Genomic DNA, 16,782 nt, shown 5'->3' on the forward strand with positions numbered 1-16,782 from the left:
GGACGATGCACCAGAGCGAACATGATGTAGTGATCATTGGCGGCGGCGTGGCCGGGCTGACGCTTGCGCTGGAAGTCGCTGGCGCCCGGCGCGTCACGCTGCTGCGCCCCGACGCGGATGACCACGGCGCCAGCCAGTGGGCCCAGGGAGGCATCGCCGCGGTGCTTTCCCCACAGGATGATATCGAAGCGCATGTCCATGACACCCTGGTGGCAGGGGATGGGCTATGCGATGAGGCCGCCGTTCGCTTTACCGTGACCCAAGGCCCCGGCGCCATCGATTGGCTGCTGGCCAAGGGCATGGCATTCACCCGGGACGAGAGCGCCAATCCGTCCTACCCTTACCACCTCACCCGGGAAGGCGGCCATGGGGCAAGGCGTGTGATCCACGCCGCCGATGCCACTGGCCGAGCGCTGATCGATACCCTGCTCGCCCACGCCGAGGGTCACCCCGGCATCACCCTTCGCCGTGACATCAGCGCCAGCGCCCTGCTCTCCGATGTCGCCGGTCACTGCCGGGGCATCCAGGGCATCGATGCCCAAGGCGCCATGCGTCTTCTTTATGCCAGTGATGTCGTGCTAGCCACCGGTGGCGCCAGCGGCCTCTACCGGCACACCACCAGCCCGCTACCGGCCTGCGGTGAAGGCATGCTGATGGCCGCCGAACTTGGGGCGGAGCTTGCCAATCTCGAATTTCAGCAATTCCATCCCACCTGCCTGTTCGATCCTGATGGTCCTCCCTTCCTGATCAGTGAGGCGATACGTGGCGAAGGAGGGATACTGCGCAATCTGCAAGGCCAGCGCTTCATGCCCGACATCGATGAGCGCGGCGAGCTTGCTCCACGCGATATCGTCGCGCGCGCGATAGATGCACAGATGCAGCGGGCCGGGGATGAACATGTATGGCTGGATATCTCTCACCTGCCTGCGGCGACGATCCAGCGCCTCTTCCCAACCATACACGCCCACTGTCAGTCACGCGGATTGGACATCACCAGACAGCCGATTCCCGTCGTACCCGCCGCCCACTACAGCTGCGGTGGCATCGTGACCGACCTCAGTGGTGCAAGCCAGGTACCGCACCTCTATGCGATCGGCGAAGTCGCCTGCACGGGGCTGCACGGCGCCAACCGAATGGCCAGCAACTCCCTGCTCGAGTGCCTGGTATTCGCGCGAGCCGCAGCGCGGGCACTACGCAAGCCACGCCCGACCTCCGACGCGACGATAACGCCGCGCCGAATCGTCCAGGGCGGGGCTGCCGCCCCGGAGTATGTCGATGCATTGATGAACGAGGTCAGGCAACTGATGAGTCAGAAGGTAGGTATCGTGCGCCATGACGCGGGGATCGCCGAGGCGTTAAGAGAATTGACGCGCCTGGCCATCGAGTGCCGTCATCTCTATCGGCATCACCAGCCCACGCTTCAATTGACCAGCCTGCATCACGCGGTGCGCCTCGCCATCATGAGCGTGAGGACAGCAAGCGAGCGTCGCGAATCTCGCGGTCTGCACTACAATCTCGACTGTCCTGAAAGGCTGCAAAGCGAGCGCCACGTATCACGGGCCTCGCTCGCGCCCGAGCTCAGCTGAGCGAGGTGTCATGAGTTTGGAAAAGCAGCTCGCGGCGCAGCTCCCACAACGCCACACCATTACCGCTATCCGGCCATAGCCAGTAGAGACGTCCATTGAGCTTCAGGCCTATCAGCCAAGGACCCAGGTAGATCACCTGAAGCTGGGCACGCTGCCAGGTCTTCTCTTCGCCCTGCGAAGCAGTCTCACGCCACTCCCACTGTGACGCACCGACACCCCCTCCCAACCGACGCAACTGCCAAGTTGGTTGGCTCCACCGCCACCTTATCATGACCGCACCCAGCAACAGTGTCGCCCCGGCGGCATGCCAGAGCGGGGCGACCATCAGCAGCAGCAGGACGATCGCTCCGGCTAGCCCTGCCTGGCTCACCAGTGCCCAGTTAGAGGGTACGATACTGATCGTTATCGGTGGTTTCAGCATACTCGACGATCATCTGCACGAGCCGGCGGCGCACCGGGTCCTCCGGCCAGTCGCGGCGCATCAGCCACACGAAAAGATCCTGATCCTCCTCCTGAATCAACGACTCGTAGGCGGCCTTATCTGCGTCGTCCAGCGCATCGTAGCGATGCTCGAGAAACGGAATCAGCAGCAGATCGAGCTCCCACATGCCCCGTCGAGAGTGCCAGTAAAGACGCTTGCGGTTTATTTCGCTGAAGGTTGGTTCTTCGCTCAACGTCGGCCTCAATGAGTCAATGGATATGACAGCCAGTATACCCGAGCCCGGGTGACACCACACAGCCAGTCAGACGCTTGGCGGCACGCAAGCCAACCTCGGCCGCCTAGTCCGTTGTTTTGTCACGGTTTGCACAGTATGCTGGGGAAAAGAACAACGTCGGCCAAGCCATAAACCGAATGGCGCCGCCGCATGGAGAGAAACAATGACCAAATCCGAGTTGATCGAGCAAATCTCAATGCGACAACCCGAGCTGTCGATCAAGGAAGTCGAAGCTGCCGTGCGTATCATTCTTGATGACATTACCGATGCGCTGGCCGATGGGGGCAGAGTGGAGATCCGTGGCTTTGGCAGTTTCTCGTTGCACTATCGCGAACCTCGCGTCGGCCGTAACCCAAAGACCGGCGATGCAGTGGAGCTCGATGGCAAGTTCGTACCCCACTTCAAGCCGGGGAAGGAGTTGCGAGAACAGGTCAATGCCAGTCGGGCGCTCGGTTACTGAAGATGCTTGTATCAGTGACGCAAGCCCGGCACGATTGGCGGGAAGGGAGCTGTACGGTTGCAGGCGCCCCGCGCCAGCAACCGTCATCGATAGATAAAGGAAACCACCATGCGTTGGCTAAAAGGCGTGATTCTGGCGATTATTCTTCTTGCCGTGCTGCTGATCGGCATTCTGTTCGCCGTCAACAACCAACAGCCGCTTCCGCTCAACCTGATATGGCTCGAACTGCCTGCGGCATCGCTCTCGGTGTGGCTGCTGGCCGCGCTTACCTGCGGCGTCCTGCTCGGCATGCTGGCCATGACCGGGGTATATCTGCGCCTACGTACGCTGCTGACCCGTGCCCAGCGGCACAATCAACAGCAGCGCAAGGAGCTCGACCGCCTGCGCATTCAGGAGCTAAAGGAACTGCCTTAAATGCCCGACCTGATGCTGCTGGCTCTGTTGCTGTCGGCGGTAGCCATCGGCTGGTGGCTAGGCCGGCGGGACTCGGGGCGCCATCTTCCCGAGTCCCGGCAGCCCGCCCTGTCGCGGGACTACTTCGTTGGCCTCAACTACCTGCTCAATGAGCAGCCCGATCGCGCCATCGAAACGTTCGTAGCAGCACTCGAGGTCAACAGCGACACCATCGAAACCCATATCGCGCTAGGCAATCTCTTCCGCAGCCGAGGCGAGGCGGATCGCGCCGTCAAGATCCATCAGAACCTGCTCGCCCGCCCCACCCTGACCACCCTCCAGAGCCATACCGTGCAGCTTGAGCTGTCGCGGGATTTTCTGCACCTGGGGTTGCTCGATCGTGCCGAGCGGCTACTCCATGCACTGGTACGCGATGCTCTGGACGACAGCATTCGCCAGTCGGCCAAGCGCCTGCTGATCGGACTGCTCGAACGCGAGAAGGAGTGGCAGGCCGCCCTGGAGGTGGCGCAACCCGTGATGGTGCGTCAGCATGAGGACATTCGACGCGCCGCTGCCCACTGGCTGTGCGAGCTGGCCGAGCTGGACAGAAGCTCTTCAAGCCCCGCCATGGCACGCAAGCGTCTGCGTCAGGCGCTCTCGATCGACGCTAGCTGCGTACGTGCCAACTGGCTTCTCTCGCGCCTGGAGCATGATACCGGCCACTACAAGGCGGAAATTCGCCTACTCAAGCGCGTGCCCGATCAAGACCAGGCATTCACACCCATGGTGCTTGAGCCGATGCGCGATGCCTATCGCATGCTCCAGGATCCCGAAGGGTTGGAGAAGACGCTTCGGCAACTGGTTGAACGCACTCCCTCGATCAGCGCCGTGATCATGCTTGCCGAGTGCATCCAGCAACGCGAAGGCAGCCGCGCCGCCGCCACCTTCGTGAGCGAACAGCTCAACCGGGAACCCAGTCTGCGCGGTATCGACTACCTGATGGACCTCTACCAGAGCGAGCTTGGGCGAGGCGATGACGGCAGACACATGGTACTGCTCAAGCGCCACACCCAGGCGCTGCTTGAAACCACGCCACGCTACTGCTGCCAGCGCTGCGGCTTCGATGGCCAGCAACTGCACTGGCAGTGCCCGCGTTGCCAGACCTGGGGGTCGACTCGACCGATCACCGGCATCAAGGGCGACTAGAGCTCTCCGCCAGTTCGGCGAGTATCGCTTCGAGCGCCATCATCGGATCCTCAGCCTGGGTCACCGGGCGCCCCACCACCAGATGCGTGCTACCCGCCGTCATGGCCTGGCTCGGTGTCAGTATGCGGCGTTGATCATCGGCAACGGCCGAGGCCGGGCGAATGCCCGGTGTCACCTTGAGAAACGTTTCGCCGCAGCGTTCTCGAAGCCGTGCGGACTCCTGGGCCGAGCACACCACACCATCCAAGCCACTATCCCGTGCCAGCAGTGCCAGGTGTTCGACATGCGTCTCGAGCGACGCCGTCACGCCGATCTCGGCCAGATCCCTGGCACTCATGCTGGTGAGCACCGTCACCGCAATCAAGTGCGTTTTCAGCGCATGGCGCTCGAGCCGCTCGCGAGCAGCCTCCATCATCCGCCGCCCCCCCGAGGCGTGGACATTGACCATCCACACCCCCTGCTCGGCCGCCGCCTGCACGGCGCTCGCCACGGTGTTGGGAATGTCGTGGTACTTGAGATCGAGGAACACCTCGAAGCCGCGCCCATGCAGAGCTTCGAGTATCGCCGGACCACTTCGGGTGAAGAGCTCCTTGCCCACCTTGACCCGGCAGCGCGATGGATCGAGGCGATCGGCCATGCACAGGGCCGCGTCCTGGGAGGCGTAATCGAGGGCAATGATCAGGGGGGAAAGGGTCGGCATCGTGAGGACTCTCTGACGGTCGGATCTGACGCCAGTATACCAGCTGTTCCCTCAACGTTTTTAACGCCGATGTCGCGCATCGCATGTTCTATTTGGCTTACAACACATGTCATCAATGGCGACGCAAAAAAAGCCGATAAGACTTTTATTGTGACAGCGCAGGGTAACGCCACATCAAAAAGAACGCATAATAGGAGTTAAGATGAAAAAGCAACTCAAAGCCTTGGCATTCAGCCTACTGCTTGCCGCTTCCCCGTTGAGCTTCGCCCAAGAGATCGCCCCGATCAACGTCAACACCGCGAATGCAGAGCTGCTTGCCGAATTGCCGGGCATCGGTGCCGCCAAGGCCAGAGCGATCATTGAAGAGCGCGAGGCGAACGGCAACTTCGAAAACGCGGAGGACCTGACTCGCGTTAGCGGTATCGGCAACGCGACCGTAGAGAAGATGCGCGACCAGATCGAATTCTGAGCTGACGGGCGGTCGTCAGACCGCCCAGTCCCGTTCAGATGCGCAGACCGCCGTCGCACTCGATGATGCGCCCCGAGAAATAGTCATTCTCGAAGATATACGCCACGCTCTGCGCGATATCCTCCGGCTGTCCCAACCGCCCCAACGGAACGCCCTTGGTGATCTTCTCGAGCATCTCGGGGCGAATGGCGGAAGTCATCTCGGTTTCGATAAAGCCCGGCGCCACGCCTCCCACACGAATATTGTATCGAGCAAGTTCCTTGGCCCAGGTCACGGTCAGCGCGGCCACACCAGCCTTGGCTGCGGCATAGTTGCTCTGCCCCATGTTACCGGCGCGGGAGATACTCGAGATATTGACGATCACCCCGCCCTGCCCGGCTGCGGCCATCTGTGCCGCGGCGGCGCGGCCGCACAGAAACACCCCGGTCAGGTTGACGTCGATCACCTGCTGCCAATGGGCCAGCGACATGGTCGACTCCACCTTGCCATCGCGAACCTTGATCAGCAGCCCATCGCGGGTGATGCCGGCATTGTTGACCAGCCCCTGCACCGGCCCGAGCTTGGCCGCGATATCGGCAAATGCCAGCTCGACCGAGTGCTCGTCGGCCACATCGACCGCAAACACACTGGCATCGACACCCTTGTCGAGCAGGTGATTGGCTGCCGTATCGAGCGCTTCGTGCTCCAGATCCAGCAAGGCGATGCGCGCGCCCTTTTGGCCCAGCAGCGTCGCCATGGCAAACCCAAGCCCACGCGCGCCTCCTGTAATTGCGATTACCGCGTCATTCAATTGCATGCCTTTCTCTTCTCAGCCGGACCTTATTGTGCACCGCAACATATCTTGCTCTAGCACGGCCGAAAAATAACGCTCAACCAAGGCCGTATCGATACAAACTATCGACCCTGTCAGCGTAGACTTGAAATAAAAGTGCCGAAGACCCATCTAGAAGCGTAACGACGCCCATGGAGCTGCCATGCCCTTCCTTCTACTTTTTACCGTTTTCGCTCTCCTCGATTTTGTCATCCTGTTCTCCGTCGGTAGTAAGATAGGGCTGCTGACGACACTCGTCATGGTGCTGGGAACCGGCTTCATCGGCCTGCACCTGGTCCGGCGCGAAGGGGTCGCAACGCTGCAACGCGCCCAGCAGCGTCTGGCCAACGGTGAGCTCCCTTCGTCGGAACTGATGACGGGCGCGGCAATGATCTTCGGCGGTGCGCTACTCATGGCCCCGGGCTTTCTCTCCGACGCACTGGGCTTCATGTGCCTGCTACCGCGTGCGCGCCGTGTGCTGGGCCTGCTGCTGGCAAGGCTAGGGCCGCGCGTCCAGCGCTTTCATTACCGCAGCGGCACTTCGTCGCAGAGGCCAACCCATTCAGGCGACGAATGGCATCAGTCCGATGAGCGAGCTTTCCGCGACGCCTCCCATGACACTTCGTCACAGGAGGGCAAACCGCTGGAGGGCGACTTCATCGCCCATGACGAGCCACGCCCGCGTACTCGCAGGTAATTTTTTTTATCGGCGACACTTGAAAGGTATCGCCCAGCCCCCACTGTTGGGGCAGAGACAAGCTTCGGCCGGCAGACAAGCGTCTGTCGCCATTGACAAGGAAGGCATCCGCCTTCGCTCCGGAAGCCCGCTTCCGGCAGTGCTATGGACCCGTCATGGTTCGCCATGACACAGCAAACCATCAGGAGAACGTAAGCAATGAACATCCGTCCCTTGCACGATCGTGTGGTCGTCCGTCGCGTGGAAGAAGAACAGAAGACAGCTGGCGGCATCGTGCTTCCGGGCAATGCCCAGGAAAAACCGACTCGCGGAGAGATCCTGGCAGTCGGCAATGGCCGGATCCTCGAAAACGGTGAAGTACGCCCGCTGGACGTCAAGGTTGGCGACACCGTGATCTTCAAGGATGGTTTCGGCGTCGAGAAGCAAAAGATCGACGGCGAAGAAGTCCTGATCATGAGCGAGAGCGATATCCTCGCGGTAGTGGAAGGCTAAGACTTTTCTCCTTGCAGTGACTGTTCAAGTTTTCTCGAATTAACAGTAGGAAGATCGAAAAATGGCAGCGAAACAGATCAAGTTCTCCGACGATGCTCGTAAGCGCATGGCCCGTGGCGTCGACGTTCTCGCCAATGCCGTGAAGGCCACCCTAGGTCCCAAGGGCCGCAACGTGGTCATCGACAAGTCCTTCGGCTCCCCGACCGTGACCAAGGATGGCGTCTCCGTCGCCAAGGAGATCGAACTCAAGGACAAGTTCGAGAACATGGGCGCTCAAATGGTCAAGGAAGTCGCTTCCAAGACCTCCGATGTCGCCGGTGACGGTACCACCACCGCGACAGTGCTGGCCCAGTCCATCGTCAACGAGGGCATGAAGGGCGTGACCGCCGGCATGAACCCGATGGACCTCAAGCGCGGCATCGATCAGGCCGTGATCGCAGCGGTGAAAGAGATTCAGGCTCTGGCCGTGCCCTGCACCGACTCCAAGGCGATCGCCCAGGTCGGTACCATCTCCGCCAACGGCGATTCACGCATCGGTGAGATCATTGCCGAAGCGATGGAAAAGGTCGGCAAGGAAGGCGTCATCACCGTCGACGAAGGCCGTGGCTTCGAAGACGAACTGGAAGTCGTCGAGGGCATGCAGTTCGATCGCGGCTACCTGTCGCCCTACTTCGTGACCAACCAGGACACCATGGCGGTGGAACTGGAAGACCCGTACCTGCTGCTGGTCGACAAGAAGATCTCCAATATCCGCGAGCTGCTGCCGGTGCTGGAAGCCGTCGCCAAGGCCGGCAAGCCGCTGGCGATCATCGCCGAAGACATCGAAGGCGAAGCGCTGGCCACCCTGGTGGTCAATACCATGCGCGGCATCGTCAAGGTCGCGGCCGCCAAGGCGCCCGGCTTCGGTGATCGTCGCAAGGCCATGCTGCAGGATATCGCCATCCTGACCAACGGCACCGTGATCTCTGAAGAGGTCGGTCTCTCTCTCGAGCAGGCCAACCTGGATCACCTGGGCAGCGCCAAGCGCATCACCATGTCCAAAGAGAACACCACCATCATCGATGGTGCCGGTAACGAAGGCGACATCGAAGCACGCGTCAACCAGATCCGTGCCCAGATCGAGGATACCTCCTCCGATTACGATCGCGAGAAGCTGCAGGAGCGCGTCGCCAAGCTGGCCGGCGGTGTTGCCGTGATCCGCGTCGGTGCCGCCACCGAAGTGGAAATGAAGGAGAAGAAGGCACGCGTCGAAGACGCCCTGCACTCCACTCGCGCCGCCGTCGAAGAGGGCGTGGTACCTGGTGGCGGTACTGCCCTGGTACGTGTCCTGACCAAGATCAAGGAGCTCAAGGGCGATAACGAAGACCAGACCCACGGTATCGCCATCGCGCTGCGCGCCATGGAAGCACCGCTGCGTCAGATCGTGACCAACGCCGGTCAGGAAGCGTCCGTGATCCTCAACAAGGTCAAGGATGGCGAAGGCAACTTCGGCTACAACGCTCAGACCGGCGAATATGGCGACATGTTCGAGATGGGCGTTCTCGACCCGGCCAAGGTGACTCGCAGCGCGCTGCAGTCCGCCGGCTCAGTGGCGGGTCTGATGATCACCACCGAAGCCATGATCGCCGACGACCCGGAAGAGAAGGAAGCCGGTGGCGGTATGCCTGACATGGGCGGCATGGGTGGCATGGGTGGCATGATGTAACACGCCCTTCCAATGGTCTGACACCTTTGAGCAGGCCGACCGGAAGCACCACCCCGCCAGCACATGCTGGCGGGGTTTTTCGTTTGCGGTACACTCACGACCCAACCTACATACCGGCTCGATAGTGAACATGCTCGCCAATATCCGCATCGTCCTCGTCCAAACCTTTCATCCCGGCAATATCGGCCAGGCAGCCCGCGCCATGAAAACCATGGGACTGAGCGAACTGGTGCTGGTCAATCCTCGCTGCTTTCCCGATCAGGAAGCCACTCGCCTGGCGGCCGGAGCCGAGGACATCGTCGATGCCGCACGCGTGGTGGGAAGCCTCGAGGAGGCGGTGAGCGATTGTGTGCAGGTGGTCGGTGCCAGTGCTCGGTTACGCAGCCTACCACTGCCGCATTATGACGAGCCACACGAGATGGCCCAGGCAGTGGTGAGCCACGCCAGCGCGGGGCCAGTAGCGCTGGTATTCGGTCGCGAGCGCTCGGGCCTGACCAATGACGAGATTGGCCATTGCACCCATCAGGTGAGCATTCCCGCCAACCCCGAATATGGCATTCTCAATCTCTCCCAGGCGGTCCAGGTGCTCGCCTACGAGGTGTTCCGTGCCTGGCGCGAGACGCCACAGAGCAATTATGCCTATCAGCGTCCGAGCGAAGAGCTACCGCCGACTCGTGAACAGATGCAGCACTTCCACGAGCACCTCTCGCGGGTCATGCAGGCCAGTGGTTTTCTGACCCAACCCCATGCCCGCACCGAGGCACAGCTCCAGGCGCTATTCGCCCGCGCGCAGCCAAGCCGTAAGGAGCTTTCACTACTGCGTGGTTTTCTCGGCTCGCTGGAGGCAAGTGGCAAGAAGTCGCTGGAGTAACACCACCCAAGCGACTCAGCCACGCTTGCGATTGCGCTTCAAAGTATCATCGTCGCTAGCCAGCCGAAGCCGATCAACGGAATGTTATAGTGCAGGAAGGTCGGCACCACACTATCCCAGATGTGGTCATGCTGACGATCCACATTGAGCCCCGAGGTGGGCCCAAGCGTGGAGTCCGAGGCCGGCGAGCCGGCATCGCCAAGCGCCGCCGCCGTACCGATCAGCGCTACCGTGGCCAGCGACGAGAAGCCGAACTGCACCGCCAGCGGCACGAAGATCGCGGCAATGATCGGAATCGTCGAGAACGACGAACCGATCCCCAGCGTGATGAACAACCCCACCAGCAGCATCGTCAGCGCCGCCAGACCACGATTGTCGCCGATGAGCGCAAAGGCTCCCTCGACCAGCTGCTCGATCTCGCCGGTGGCGTTCATCACCGCCGCAAAGCCGGAGGCGGAGATCATGATGAAGCCGATCAGGGCCATCATGCGCATGCCGCTGGTGAACAGATCATCGGCTTCGCGCCACTTGAAGATCCCGCCAACCGAGAGCAGTGCGAAACCGACCAGTCCGCCCAGCACCATCGAACCGCTGTAGAGCTGTATGCCCAGGGCGGCAACGATCGCCGCCACTGCCATGATCAGGCTGACAGGGCGTATCTCGCGCAGCGTTTCGCCGTTCGCTGTCTTCTGGGGGGCCGCGCCTGCATCGAGCGCGACATAGTCGCGCGGCTTGCGGTAGCTCAGCAGCAGCGCCACCAGAAGCCCCAGCGCCATGCCCGCCACCGGTATGCCCATGGCCAGCGGCACCATGCCCCGACTGATCTCCAGACCCAGCGACTCTCCGGCACCATTGATATTGGCCAGCAGAATGTCGTTGAGGAATATCGCCCCGAAGCCCACCGGCAACAGCATATAGGGGGCGGTGAGGCCAAAGGTTAGCGCACAGGCTACCGCCCGGCGGTCCAGGCGCAGCTGATTCATCATCTTGAGCAGGGGCGGTATCAGGATCGGAATGAAAGCGATATGCACCGGGATCAGATTCTGGGAGGAGATCGCGACCAGCAGCACGGCGCCCAGCAGCAGATACTTGACGATGGATTGGTGTTGCTGGGTGGCATTCTGCCCAAGCAGACGTATGAGCTTCACGGCAAGCAGGTCCGGCAGACCCGAGCGCGAGATCGCAACGGCGAAAGCGCCTAGCGTGGCGTAGGCCAACGCCACCTGGGCCCCGCCTCCGACACCATCGTTGAAAGCCGATAGCGTATCTTCAAGTGACAGGCCACCGACCAGGCCACCGACCAGCGCTCCGATAATGAGCGCAAATACCACCGACACCCGTGCCAGCGATAATCCCACCATCACCAACACGGCTAGAATCACTGCATTCATTTGTTCGTTCCAAGGAAATTGATGCGTGGGGGCTCGAAAGCCGGCGATTCTATCAGAAAGCGGGGAACGTCGGGGATGGATGGAGAAGCGATAAGCGCTGTGATCTAAATGTCACGCAACGGTTATCCCGCTGTCATGCGAGGGGGTGATGATGACGCTGTTCGCATGCAATCAGGCAAGGGATACTGCCACCTCACAGCCACGGATGCAGCGGTGCTGGAAGCGCCGTCAAGGAATGGCCCACGGGCCAAGGCACAGGAAGAAGCCCAGGGAGTCATGCCACGCCACGGACACTTGCCGTGGCGTTCTTGTATCGGCAGTTCTCCCTGATCGCCTTATTCAACTCGTCAAGCCAAGCTGCCATACTCACCCGTTTCCCTTGTCCAAGGATGCGACATGAGTACGATTGCAATCGTTATCTCCCTATTTTTGCTAATGTTTCTCGCCTATCGCGGGATATCAGTACTGATCCTCGCCCCACTGATGGCGGCGCTGGCGGTACTGCTATCAGGCGAGGCGGCCTACCTGCTGCCCTTCTATACCGATACATTCATGAATGCGCTGGGCAATTACGCCATTCAGTTCTTCCCGCTGTTCCTTCTCGGCGCGCTGTTCGGCCAGTTGATGGCCGACTCCGGTGCCGCGCAGGCCATTGCCAGAGGAATCGTCGATAAGCTCGGCACACACCATGTGGTACTGACTGTAGTGATGGCCTGCGCCATACTCACCTATGGCGGCGTTTCGCTGTTCGTGGTGGCATTCGCGATCTACCCGATCAGCCGTGAGCTGTTTCGCAGCGCCGAGATTCCCAAGCGGCTGATTCCCGCCTCTATCGCGCTGGGCTCGTTCACCTTCACCATGACCGCGCTTCCCGGTACACCGGCCATCCAAAACGCCATTCCCATCCCCTACTACGAGACCAACAGCTTCGCAGCGCCGGGGCTTGGAATCATTGCCGCCCTGATCATTCTTGGGCTTGGCATCTACTACCTGCAGACTCGCGTCAAGCGTGCCCATGCCAACGGCGAAGGGTATGGCCATCATACCGAGCGCGAGAAGCAGGAGGGGGACGAGGCCAATGAACCACCGAGCATGCCGCTCGCCCTGGCGCTGATTCCCTTGGTGATGGTGATTGCGCTCAACGGCATCTTCACCTATGGCGTCTTCCCGGCCCTCGAGCTTGGCTACATGACCGAGCGTTTCGACAATGTCTCGCCCTCCGGTCAAAGTGGCCTTTGGGCGATTCTGATCGCCCTGCTGAGCGCCTCGACCTGGCTGATCGTCACACGCTGGCGTCACTGGGTAGATCTCAAGAGCACCATCAACCAGGGCTGCTTCGGCTCTCTGCTGCCGGTATTCAATACCGCCTCCGAAGTGGGTTACGGCGCAGTGGTCGCAAGCCTTGCCGGCTTCGCCATCATTCGCGACGCGGTGCTCAATGTTTCACCCAACAACGCCTTGGTTTCGGAAGCATTGGCGATGAGCGTTCTCTCGGGCATCACCGGCTCCTCTTCCGGCGGGCTCTCGATCGCCCTGGAGACGCTAGGCGAAGAGTTCATGCAGATGGCCCTGGTTCAGGGGATCGACCCTGAACTGATGCACCGTGTAGCGACCCTCGCTTCTGGCGGCATGGATACCCTGCCCCATGGAGGAGCGGTCATCACGCTGCTGACCATTTGCGGCCTGACCCACCGTCAGTCCTATCTGAATCTCGCCGTCGTCACCATGCTGGTGCCGATAGCGGCACTCATCACGGTCATCACGCTCGGCACCCTGTTCGGCAGCTTCTGAACATCCGTCTTAGAGCGGCGCCGGTGCAACAAGCGACAAGGCCCAGCGCATGCGCTGGGCCTTGTTCTATTCATCGAGAGTCAACCGGCGGCAGTCAGCCAGCCTTCATACGCCGTCAGATCGTCGCCAAGATCGCCGCGCACCACACGACGATAGAGGCGCTGCAAGCGCGCCGTCACCGACGCGTCGCCGATGGGCTCATCGACGCGAGGAGCGCCAGCTATGCGCCCTCCGACATGACGACCGTCGAGCTCACGCAGCGGCAGGATCTCGGCGGCGGTGCCGGTCAGGAACGCTTCGTCGGCAGTGTAGAGTTCATCGCGGGTGATGCGACGTTCGCTCACCTCGACACCCAGCACCTCGCGCGCCAGACGAATGACGCTGTCGCGAGTGATGCCCTGCAGGCAGGAGGTGATCTCCGGGGTATGCAGTACGCCATCGCGCAGCATGAAGACGTTGGCCGCCGAGGCCTCGGCGACATAGCCTTCGGGATCGAGCATCAAGGTATCATCGAAACCGGCCTTGATCGCGGTATTCAAGGCCAGGATGGAGTTGACGTAGTGTCCGTTGGTCTTGGCGCGGCACAGGCTGATATTGACGTGGTGACGCGCCCAGGAGGAGGTCAGCAGCCGCAGCCCGATCTTGGCCTTCTCGGCAGTGAGATAGTCGCCGAGATCCCATCCCGCCACCATCACGTTGGTGGTCAGGCCGGTCGCGCGCAACCCCATCCCCTCAGCGCCGAAGTAAACGGTAGGCTTGAGATAGGCATTCGTCAGGCCATTGCGCCTGATGCATTCACGCTGCGTCTCGATCAGCTGTTCGGCCGTCCACTCAAGCGGCATGTCCAGGCTGTGCGTGCTGTCAAGCAATCGCCGGGTGTGTTCGGCGACGCGAAACAGATGGGTGCCTCGCGGACCGTGATAGGCCCGCACACCCTCGAAGCAGCCCAGCCCGTAATGCAGGGTATGGGTGAGCAGATGCACCTGCGCTTCCCGCCAGGGCAGCCACTCGCCGTTGTGCCAGATATGGCCATCGCGATCGTATAGCGGCGTCATCGAGTTGTTTCCCTGTTATTGAATTATCTCGGCCTTCACCCGGCCAGGGCCACTCGAGCCCAACCGTCGATCAACTCGCGCTGGTGGGGTTGCAGCGCCTGATAGCCCCAGGCGGCGATCTCCTCGTTTTGCGGGTCGGGCACCTCGATCGCGCTGCTGGCGAGGGCGGCGATCACCGCATGGCCGCACAGCGGTACGTAACCCTCCGAGTAGCCCCCCTCGTGCACCATCACCAGCCGCCCGTCACAGAGGCGCTGCGCCAGCGCCATCACCTCGCGGGTCATGTCGCTGAACGCCTGGCTATTGAGCAGCATCTTGCCAAGCGGATCCTTGGCACAGGCGTCAAAGCCACAGGCCACCACGATCAGCTCCGGCGCGAACGCCTCGATGGCCGGCAGCACGAGGCGCTGCATCGCATATGCGTAGGCGCCGATCCCGCAGCCCGGCGGCAACGGCAGGTTGAGATTGGCCCCCACCCCCGCCCCTTCGCCGCGCTCCTCGAACAGGCCGCTCTCCAAGGGATAATTGGCGGCCTGATGCAGCGATACGGTCAACACCTCGGGATCGGCATAGAATGCTGTCTGCTGGCCGTTGCCGTGGTGCACGTCCCAGTCGAGTATCGCCACTCGTCTGACCTGCCCCAGGGCACGTGTCCGCATCACCGCGACCGGAACGTTGCCTAGCAGGCAGAAGCCGCGCCCCCGGTCGGCCTCGGCGTGGTGCCCCGGCGGGCGACAGAGCGCATAGGCGTTGCGCTGCTGCCCGCTGGCCACGGCCTCGACGGCAGCGATGGCAAGCCCCGCCGAGTGACGTGCTGCCGCCAGGCTGCCGGGCAGGTAGGGTGCGCATTCACCGGCATTGCCACCGCCAGCGCGCTCGCCCGCCTCCAGCGCATCGAGGTAGCGTGCGGTGTGGAATCGCTCGAGATCCTCGCGGCTGGCGGGCGCGGGCTTGATCACCTCCAGCGTATCGATCAAACCCGAGACTTCGAGCAGATTCTTCAGTCGCCGCTTGCTCTCCGGGCTCTCCGAGGCGGGCTGCGGCTGCAGGAACTCACCCGGCGCCGAGAACACGCCGATGGCGCCCAGGTCATGCCAGAAGCAGCGCTCGTGCCAATAGAAGCCGGTGCTCACGCAGCACCCTCAAGCCGCTCCCATACTTCGATGGCGGCGGCAAGATCCTCGAGCGACGCGCCCACCGACTTGAACACGGTAATCGCCGAATCGCTCTCGCGCCCCGACTTGTCACCGCGCATCAATTCGGTAAGCTCACCCTGGATCTGCTCGAAGCGAAAGGCACCCTCGTCGATGGCCTGGAGAATGTCCCCCGCCTCGCCTCTGGCCCCGGCATAGGTGTCGACGAAGACCTGCCCGCGCTGCAGGCAGACGCTGTCGCACTCGCGCATGCTCGGCCTGAACGCCCCGACCAGGTCGAGATGTGCGCCGGGCTTAAGCCACTCCCCGTGGATCAGCGCCTCGCTCGAGAGCGTGGCACAGCTGACGATATCCGCCTCGCGCGTGGCCGCGGCAAGATCCTCCACCGCCGCGCAGTCGAAGCGCCCCGCATACTCGGCGGCCAGCGCCCGCGTCTTGTCCGGATTGCGCCCCCAGATACGCACACGTTTGATGGGGCGTACCGCCGCATGCGCCTCGATCAACATCGGCGCCAGCTTGCCGGTACCGACGATCAGCAGGCTTTCGGCATCGCGCCTCGCCAGTTCACGAGCGGCCAGCGCCGAGGCCGCCGCCGTGCGTCGCCGGGTCAGCTCGCTGCCCTCGATACAGGCCAGCGGCCGGCCATGCTCGCCTTCGCTGAGCAGGTAGACGCCGGCGATCGCCGGCAGCCCATGGTCGGCATTCTGCGGAAAGACATTGACCATCTTGACGCCGATATAGCCGCGCGCCTCCCAGGCCGGCATCAGCAGCATGGTCGCCTCGCCATCGTGGCGGTGCATGGCATGGTGATGCCGCGGCGGCGACTCGACCCCCTCGCGGAAGGTGCGACCAAGACGCTCGACCAGAGCCGGCCAGGCAAGCGAAGCCGCCACTTCCGGCGCCGTGATCATTCGCATGTCAGGCCTCCGGCAGCGCCGCGATCACCATGATCTCGACTTTCCACTCGGGCTTGGCCAGCTTGGCTTCCAGCGCCGCGCGTGCCGGCGGACGTCCCGGTGCGACCCAGGCATCCCAGGCGGCGTTCATCTCGTCGAACTCGGCCATGTCGGTGACCCAGATCTGCGCCGAGAGCAGGTTCTCCTTCGAGGTACCCGCATCGGCCAGCAGCTGGTCGATCTTGGCCAGCACCTGCTCGGTCTGCACACGCATGCCGACATCGCCATCCTGGGGCACCTGGCCCGCCAGGTAGACGGTATTGTTGTGGACCACGGACTGGCTCATGCGGGCATTGGAACCGCTATAGGTAATCGACATGTTCAGAGGT

The 16,782-nt window shown here is 62.1% G+C and carries 19 protein-coding genes; 10 read left to right on the forward strand and 9 right to left on the reverse strand.

The features are described 5' to 3' along the window. The first annotated feature begins 5 nt into the window (after positions 1-5). Entirely contained in the window at positions 6-1,586 is a 1,581-nt protein-coding gene (nadB, locus tag HJD22_RS04585) for an L-aspartate oxidase (RefSeq protein WP_208654350.1), read from the forward strand. Here the strand turns inward: nadB and HJD22_RS04590 are convergent. After that, positions 1,579-2,007, reverse strand: a complete 429-nt coding sequence (locus HJD22_RS04590; protein ID WP_208654351.1) for a hypothetical protein — start codon at positions 2,005-2,007, stop codon at positions 1,579-1,581. The two genes, nadB and HJD22_RS04590, sit on opposite strands and share 8 nt — an antisense overlap. After that, positions 1,967-2,260 (reverse strand): succinate dehydrogenase assembly factor 2, encoded by a 294-nt coding sequence (locus HJD22_RS04595; protein WP_208654352.1) that lies wholly within the window; start codon positions 2,258-2,260, stop codon positions 1,967-1,969. Before HJD22_RS04595 ends, HJD22_RS04590 begins: the two co-directional genes overlap by 41 nt. A gap of 205 nt (positions 2,261-2,465) precedes the next feature. On the opposite strand from HJD22_RS04595, the gene HJD22_RS04600 reads away from it, so the two are divergent. The 3 genes from HJD22_RS04600 (at position 2,466) to lapB (ending at position 4,361) form a co-directional block, all read left to right on the forward strand. Beyond that, positions 2,466-2,762: an integration host factor subunit beta gene (locus tag HJD22_RS04600; protein WP_208654353.1), complete on the forward strand. Its 297-nt coding sequence runs from the start codon at positions 2,466-2,468 to the stop codon at positions 2,760-2,762. Between the two features lie 108 nt (positions 2,763-2,870). Continuing rightward, a complete protein-coding gene (locus tag HJD22_RS04605) occupies positions 2,871-3,176 on the forward strand; it encodes a lipopolysaccharide assembly protein LapA domain-containing protein (protein WP_208654354.1) in 306 nt (101 codons plus the stop codon). Next, positions 3,177-4,361, forward strand: a complete 1,185-nt coding sequence (lapB, locus tag HJD22_RS04610) for a lipopolysaccharide assembly protein LapB (protein WP_208654355.1) — start codon at positions 3,177-3,179, stop codon at positions 4,359-4,361. It abuts the gene before it with no gap. Here lapB and pyrF read toward each other — a convergent pair. Beyond that, on the reverse strand, positions 4,348-5,061 hold the full coding sequence (gene pyrF, locus HJD22_RS04615; RefSeq protein WP_208654356.1) for an orotidine-5'-phosphate decarboxylase: 714 nt from the start codon (positions 5,059-5,061) through the stop codon (positions 4,348-4,350). The two genes, lapB and pyrF, sit on opposite strands and share 14 nt — an antisense overlap. A gap of 202 nt (positions 5,062-5,263) precedes the next feature. Here pyrF and HJD22_RS04620 point away from each other — a divergent pair, with 202 nt between their 5' ends. After that, positions 5,264-5,530: a ComEA family DNA-binding protein gene (locus HJD22_RS04620; RefSeq protein WP_208654357.1), complete on the forward strand. Its 267-nt coding sequence runs from the start codon at positions 5,264-5,266 to the stop codon at positions 5,528-5,530. A 34-nt stretch (positions 5,531-5,564) separates the two neighbouring features. Here HJD22_RS04620 and HJD22_RS04625 read toward each other — a convergent pair whose 3' ends face one another. Further along, complete coding sequence (locus tag HJD22_RS04625; protein ID WP_208654358.1) at positions 5,565-6,326, reverse strand: SDR family oxidoreductase; 762 nt, start codon at positions 6,324-6,326, stop codon at positions 5,565-5,567. A gap of 178 nt (positions 6,327-6,504) precedes the next feature. Here HJD22_RS04625 and HJD22_RS04630 point away from each other — a divergent pair, with 178 nt between their 5' ends. From HJD22_RS04630 to HJD22_RS04645, 4 genes are all read left to right on the forward strand, one after another. Then, the gene (locus HJD22_RS04630) at positions 6,505-7,038 is read left to right on the forward strand and encodes an FxsA family protein (RefSeq protein ID WP_208654359.1); all 534 of its coding nucleotides are present in this window, start codon (positions 6,505-6,507) and stop codon (positions 7,036-7,038) included. A 198-nt stretch (positions 7,039-7,236) separates the two neighbouring features. Further along, entirely contained in the window at positions 7,237-7,530 is a 294-nt protein-coding gene (locus HJD22_RS04635; RefSeq protein WP_208654360.1) for a co-chaperone GroES, read from the forward strand. Positions 7,531-7,591: 61 nt separating this feature from the next. Then, on the forward strand, positions 7,592-9,235 hold the full coding sequence (groL, locus tag HJD22_RS04640; RefSeq protein WP_208654361.1) for a chaperonin GroEL: 1,644 nt from the start codon (positions 7,592-7,594) through the stop codon (positions 9,233-9,235). Positions 9,236-9,365: 130 nt separating this feature from the next. Further along, a complete protein-coding gene (locus tag HJD22_RS04645) occupies positions 9,366-10,106 on the forward strand; it encodes an RNA methyltransferase (protein WP_208654362.1) in 741 nt (246 codons plus the stop codon). A gap of 38 nt (positions 10,107-10,144) precedes the next feature. Here HJD22_RS04645 and HJD22_RS04650 read toward each other — a convergent pair whose 3' ends face one another. Beyond that, on the reverse strand, positions 10,145-11,497 hold the full coding sequence (locus HJD22_RS04650) for a Na+/H+ antiporter family protein (protein ID WP_208654363.1): 1,353 nt from the start codon (positions 11,495-11,497) through the stop codon (positions 10,145-10,147). A 396-nt stretch (positions 11,498-11,893) separates the two neighbouring features. On the opposite strand from HJD22_RS04650, the gene HJD22_RS04655 reads away from it, so the two are divergent. Then, positions 11,894-13,288 (forward strand): GntP family permease, encoded by a 1,395-nt coding sequence (locus HJD22_RS04655; protein ID WP_208654364.1) that lies wholly within the window; start codon positions 11,894-11,896, stop codon positions 13,286-13,288. A gap of 80 nt (positions 13,289-13,368) precedes the next feature. Here HJD22_RS04655 and HJD22_RS04660 read toward each other — a convergent pair whose 3' ends face one another. From HJD22_RS04660 to HJD22_RS04675, 4 genes are read right to left on the reverse strand one after another with little or no spacing between them, the layout of a single operon-like run. Further along, positions 13,369-14,343, reverse strand: coding sequence for a branched-chain amino acid transaminase (locus HJD22_RS04660; RefSeq protein ID WP_208654365.1), 975 nt, complete (start codon positions 14,341-14,343; stop codon positions 13,369-13,371). A 35-nt stretch (positions 14,344-14,378) separates the two neighbouring features. After that, a complete protein-coding gene (locus HJD22_RS04665) occupies positions 14,379-15,476 on the reverse strand; it encodes a class II histone deacetylase (RefSeq protein WP_208654366.1) in 1,098 nt (365 codons plus the stop codon). Next, positions 15,473-16,414: an ornithine cyclodeaminase family protein gene (locus HJD22_RS04670; RefSeq protein WP_208654367.1), complete on the reverse strand. Its 942-nt coding sequence runs from the start codon at positions 16,412-16,414 to the stop codon at positions 15,473-15,475. Before HJD22_RS04670 ends, HJD22_RS04665 begins: the two co-directional genes overlap by 4 nt. Before the next feature lies 1 nt (position 16,415). Beyond that, positions 16,416-16,772, reverse strand: a complete 357-nt coding sequence (locus HJD22_RS04675) for a RidA family protein (protein WP_208654368.1) — start codon at positions 16,770-16,772, stop codon at positions 16,416-16,418. Between the last annotated feature and the right edge of the window lie 10 nt (positions 16,773-16,782).

The sequence above is a fragment of the Halomonas sp. TA22 genome, assembly GCF_013009075.1.
In the GTDB taxonomy this organism is placed as follows: Bacteria; Pseudomonadota; Gammaproteobacteria; order Pseudomonadales; family Halomonadaceae; genus TA22.

What these genes read in the sequence shown, in the direction of transcription:
- pyrF (WP_208654356.1), bottom strand. Translation starts at nt 5,061, where the DNA reads ATGCCGACCCTTTCCCCCCTGATCATTGCCCTCGATTACGCCTCCCAG.
- HJD22_RS04655 (WP_208654364.1), top strand. Translation starts at nt 11,894, where the DNA reads ATGAGTACGATTGCAATCGTTATCTCCCTATTTTTGCTAATGTTTCTC.
- lapB (WP_208654355.1), top strand. Translation starts at nt 3,177, where the DNA reads ATGCCCGACCTGATGCTGCTGGCTCTGTTGCTGTCGGCGGTAGCCATC.
- HJD22_RS04590 (WP_208654351.1), bottom strand. Translation starts at nt 2,007, where the DNA reads ATGCTGAAACCACCGATAACGATCAGTATCGTACCCTCTAACTGGGCA.
- HJD22_RS04620 (WP_208654357.1), top strand. Translation starts at nt 5,264, where the DNA reads ATGAAAAAGCAACTCAAAGCCTTGGCATTCAGCCTACTGCTTGCCGCT.
- HJD22_RS04675 (WP_208654368.1), bottom strand. Translation starts at nt 16,772, where the DNA reads ATGTCGATTACCTATAGCGGTTCCAATGCCCGCATGAGCCAGTCCGTG.
- groL (WP_208654361.1), top strand. Translation starts at nt 7,592, where the DNA reads ATGGCAGCGAAACAGATCAAGTTCTCCGACGATGCTCGTAAGCGCATG.
- HJD22_RS04635 (WP_208654360.1), top strand. Translation starts at nt 7,237, where the DNA reads ATGAACATCCGTCCCTTGCACGATCGTGTGGTCGTCCGTCGCGTGGAA.
- HJD22_RS04605 (WP_208654354.1), top strand. Translation starts at nt 2,871, where the DNA reads ATGCGTTGGCTAAAAGGCGTGATTCTGGCGATTATTCTTCTTGCCGTG.
- HJD22_RS04660 (WP_208654365.1), bottom strand. Translation starts at nt 14,343, where the DNA reads ATGACGCCGCTATACGATCGCGATGGCCATATCTGGCACAACGGCGAG.
- HJD22_RS04650 (WP_208654363.1), bottom strand. Translation starts at nt 11,497, where the DNA reads ATGAATGCAGTGATTCTAGCCGTGTTGGTGATGGTGGGATTATCGCTG.
- HJD22_RS04625 (WP_208654358.1), bottom strand. Translation starts at nt 6,326, where the DNA reads ATGCAATTGAATGACGCGGTAATCGCAATTACAGGAGGCGCGCGTGGG.
- HJD22_RS04630 (WP_208654359.1), top strand. Translation starts at nt 6,505, where the DNA reads ATGCCCTTCCTTCTACTTTTTACCGTTTTCGCTCTCCTCGATTTTGTC.
- HJD22_RS04600 (WP_208654353.1), top strand. Translation starts at nt 2,466, where the DNA reads ATGACCAAATCCGAGTTGATCGAGCAAATCTCAATGCGACAACCCGAG.
- nadB (WP_208654350.1), top strand. Translation starts at nt 6, where the DNA reads ATGCACCAGAGCGAACATGATGTAGTGATCATTGGCGGCGGCGTGGCC.
- HJD22_RS04670 (WP_208654367.1), bottom strand. Translation starts at nt 16,414, where the DNA reads ATGCGAATGATCACGGCGCCGGAAGTGGCGGCTTCGCTTGCCTGGCCG.
- HJD22_RS04645 (WP_208654362.1), top strand. Translation starts at nt 9,366, where the DNA reads ATGCTCGCCAATATCCGCATCGTCCTCGTCCAAACCTTTCATCCCGGC.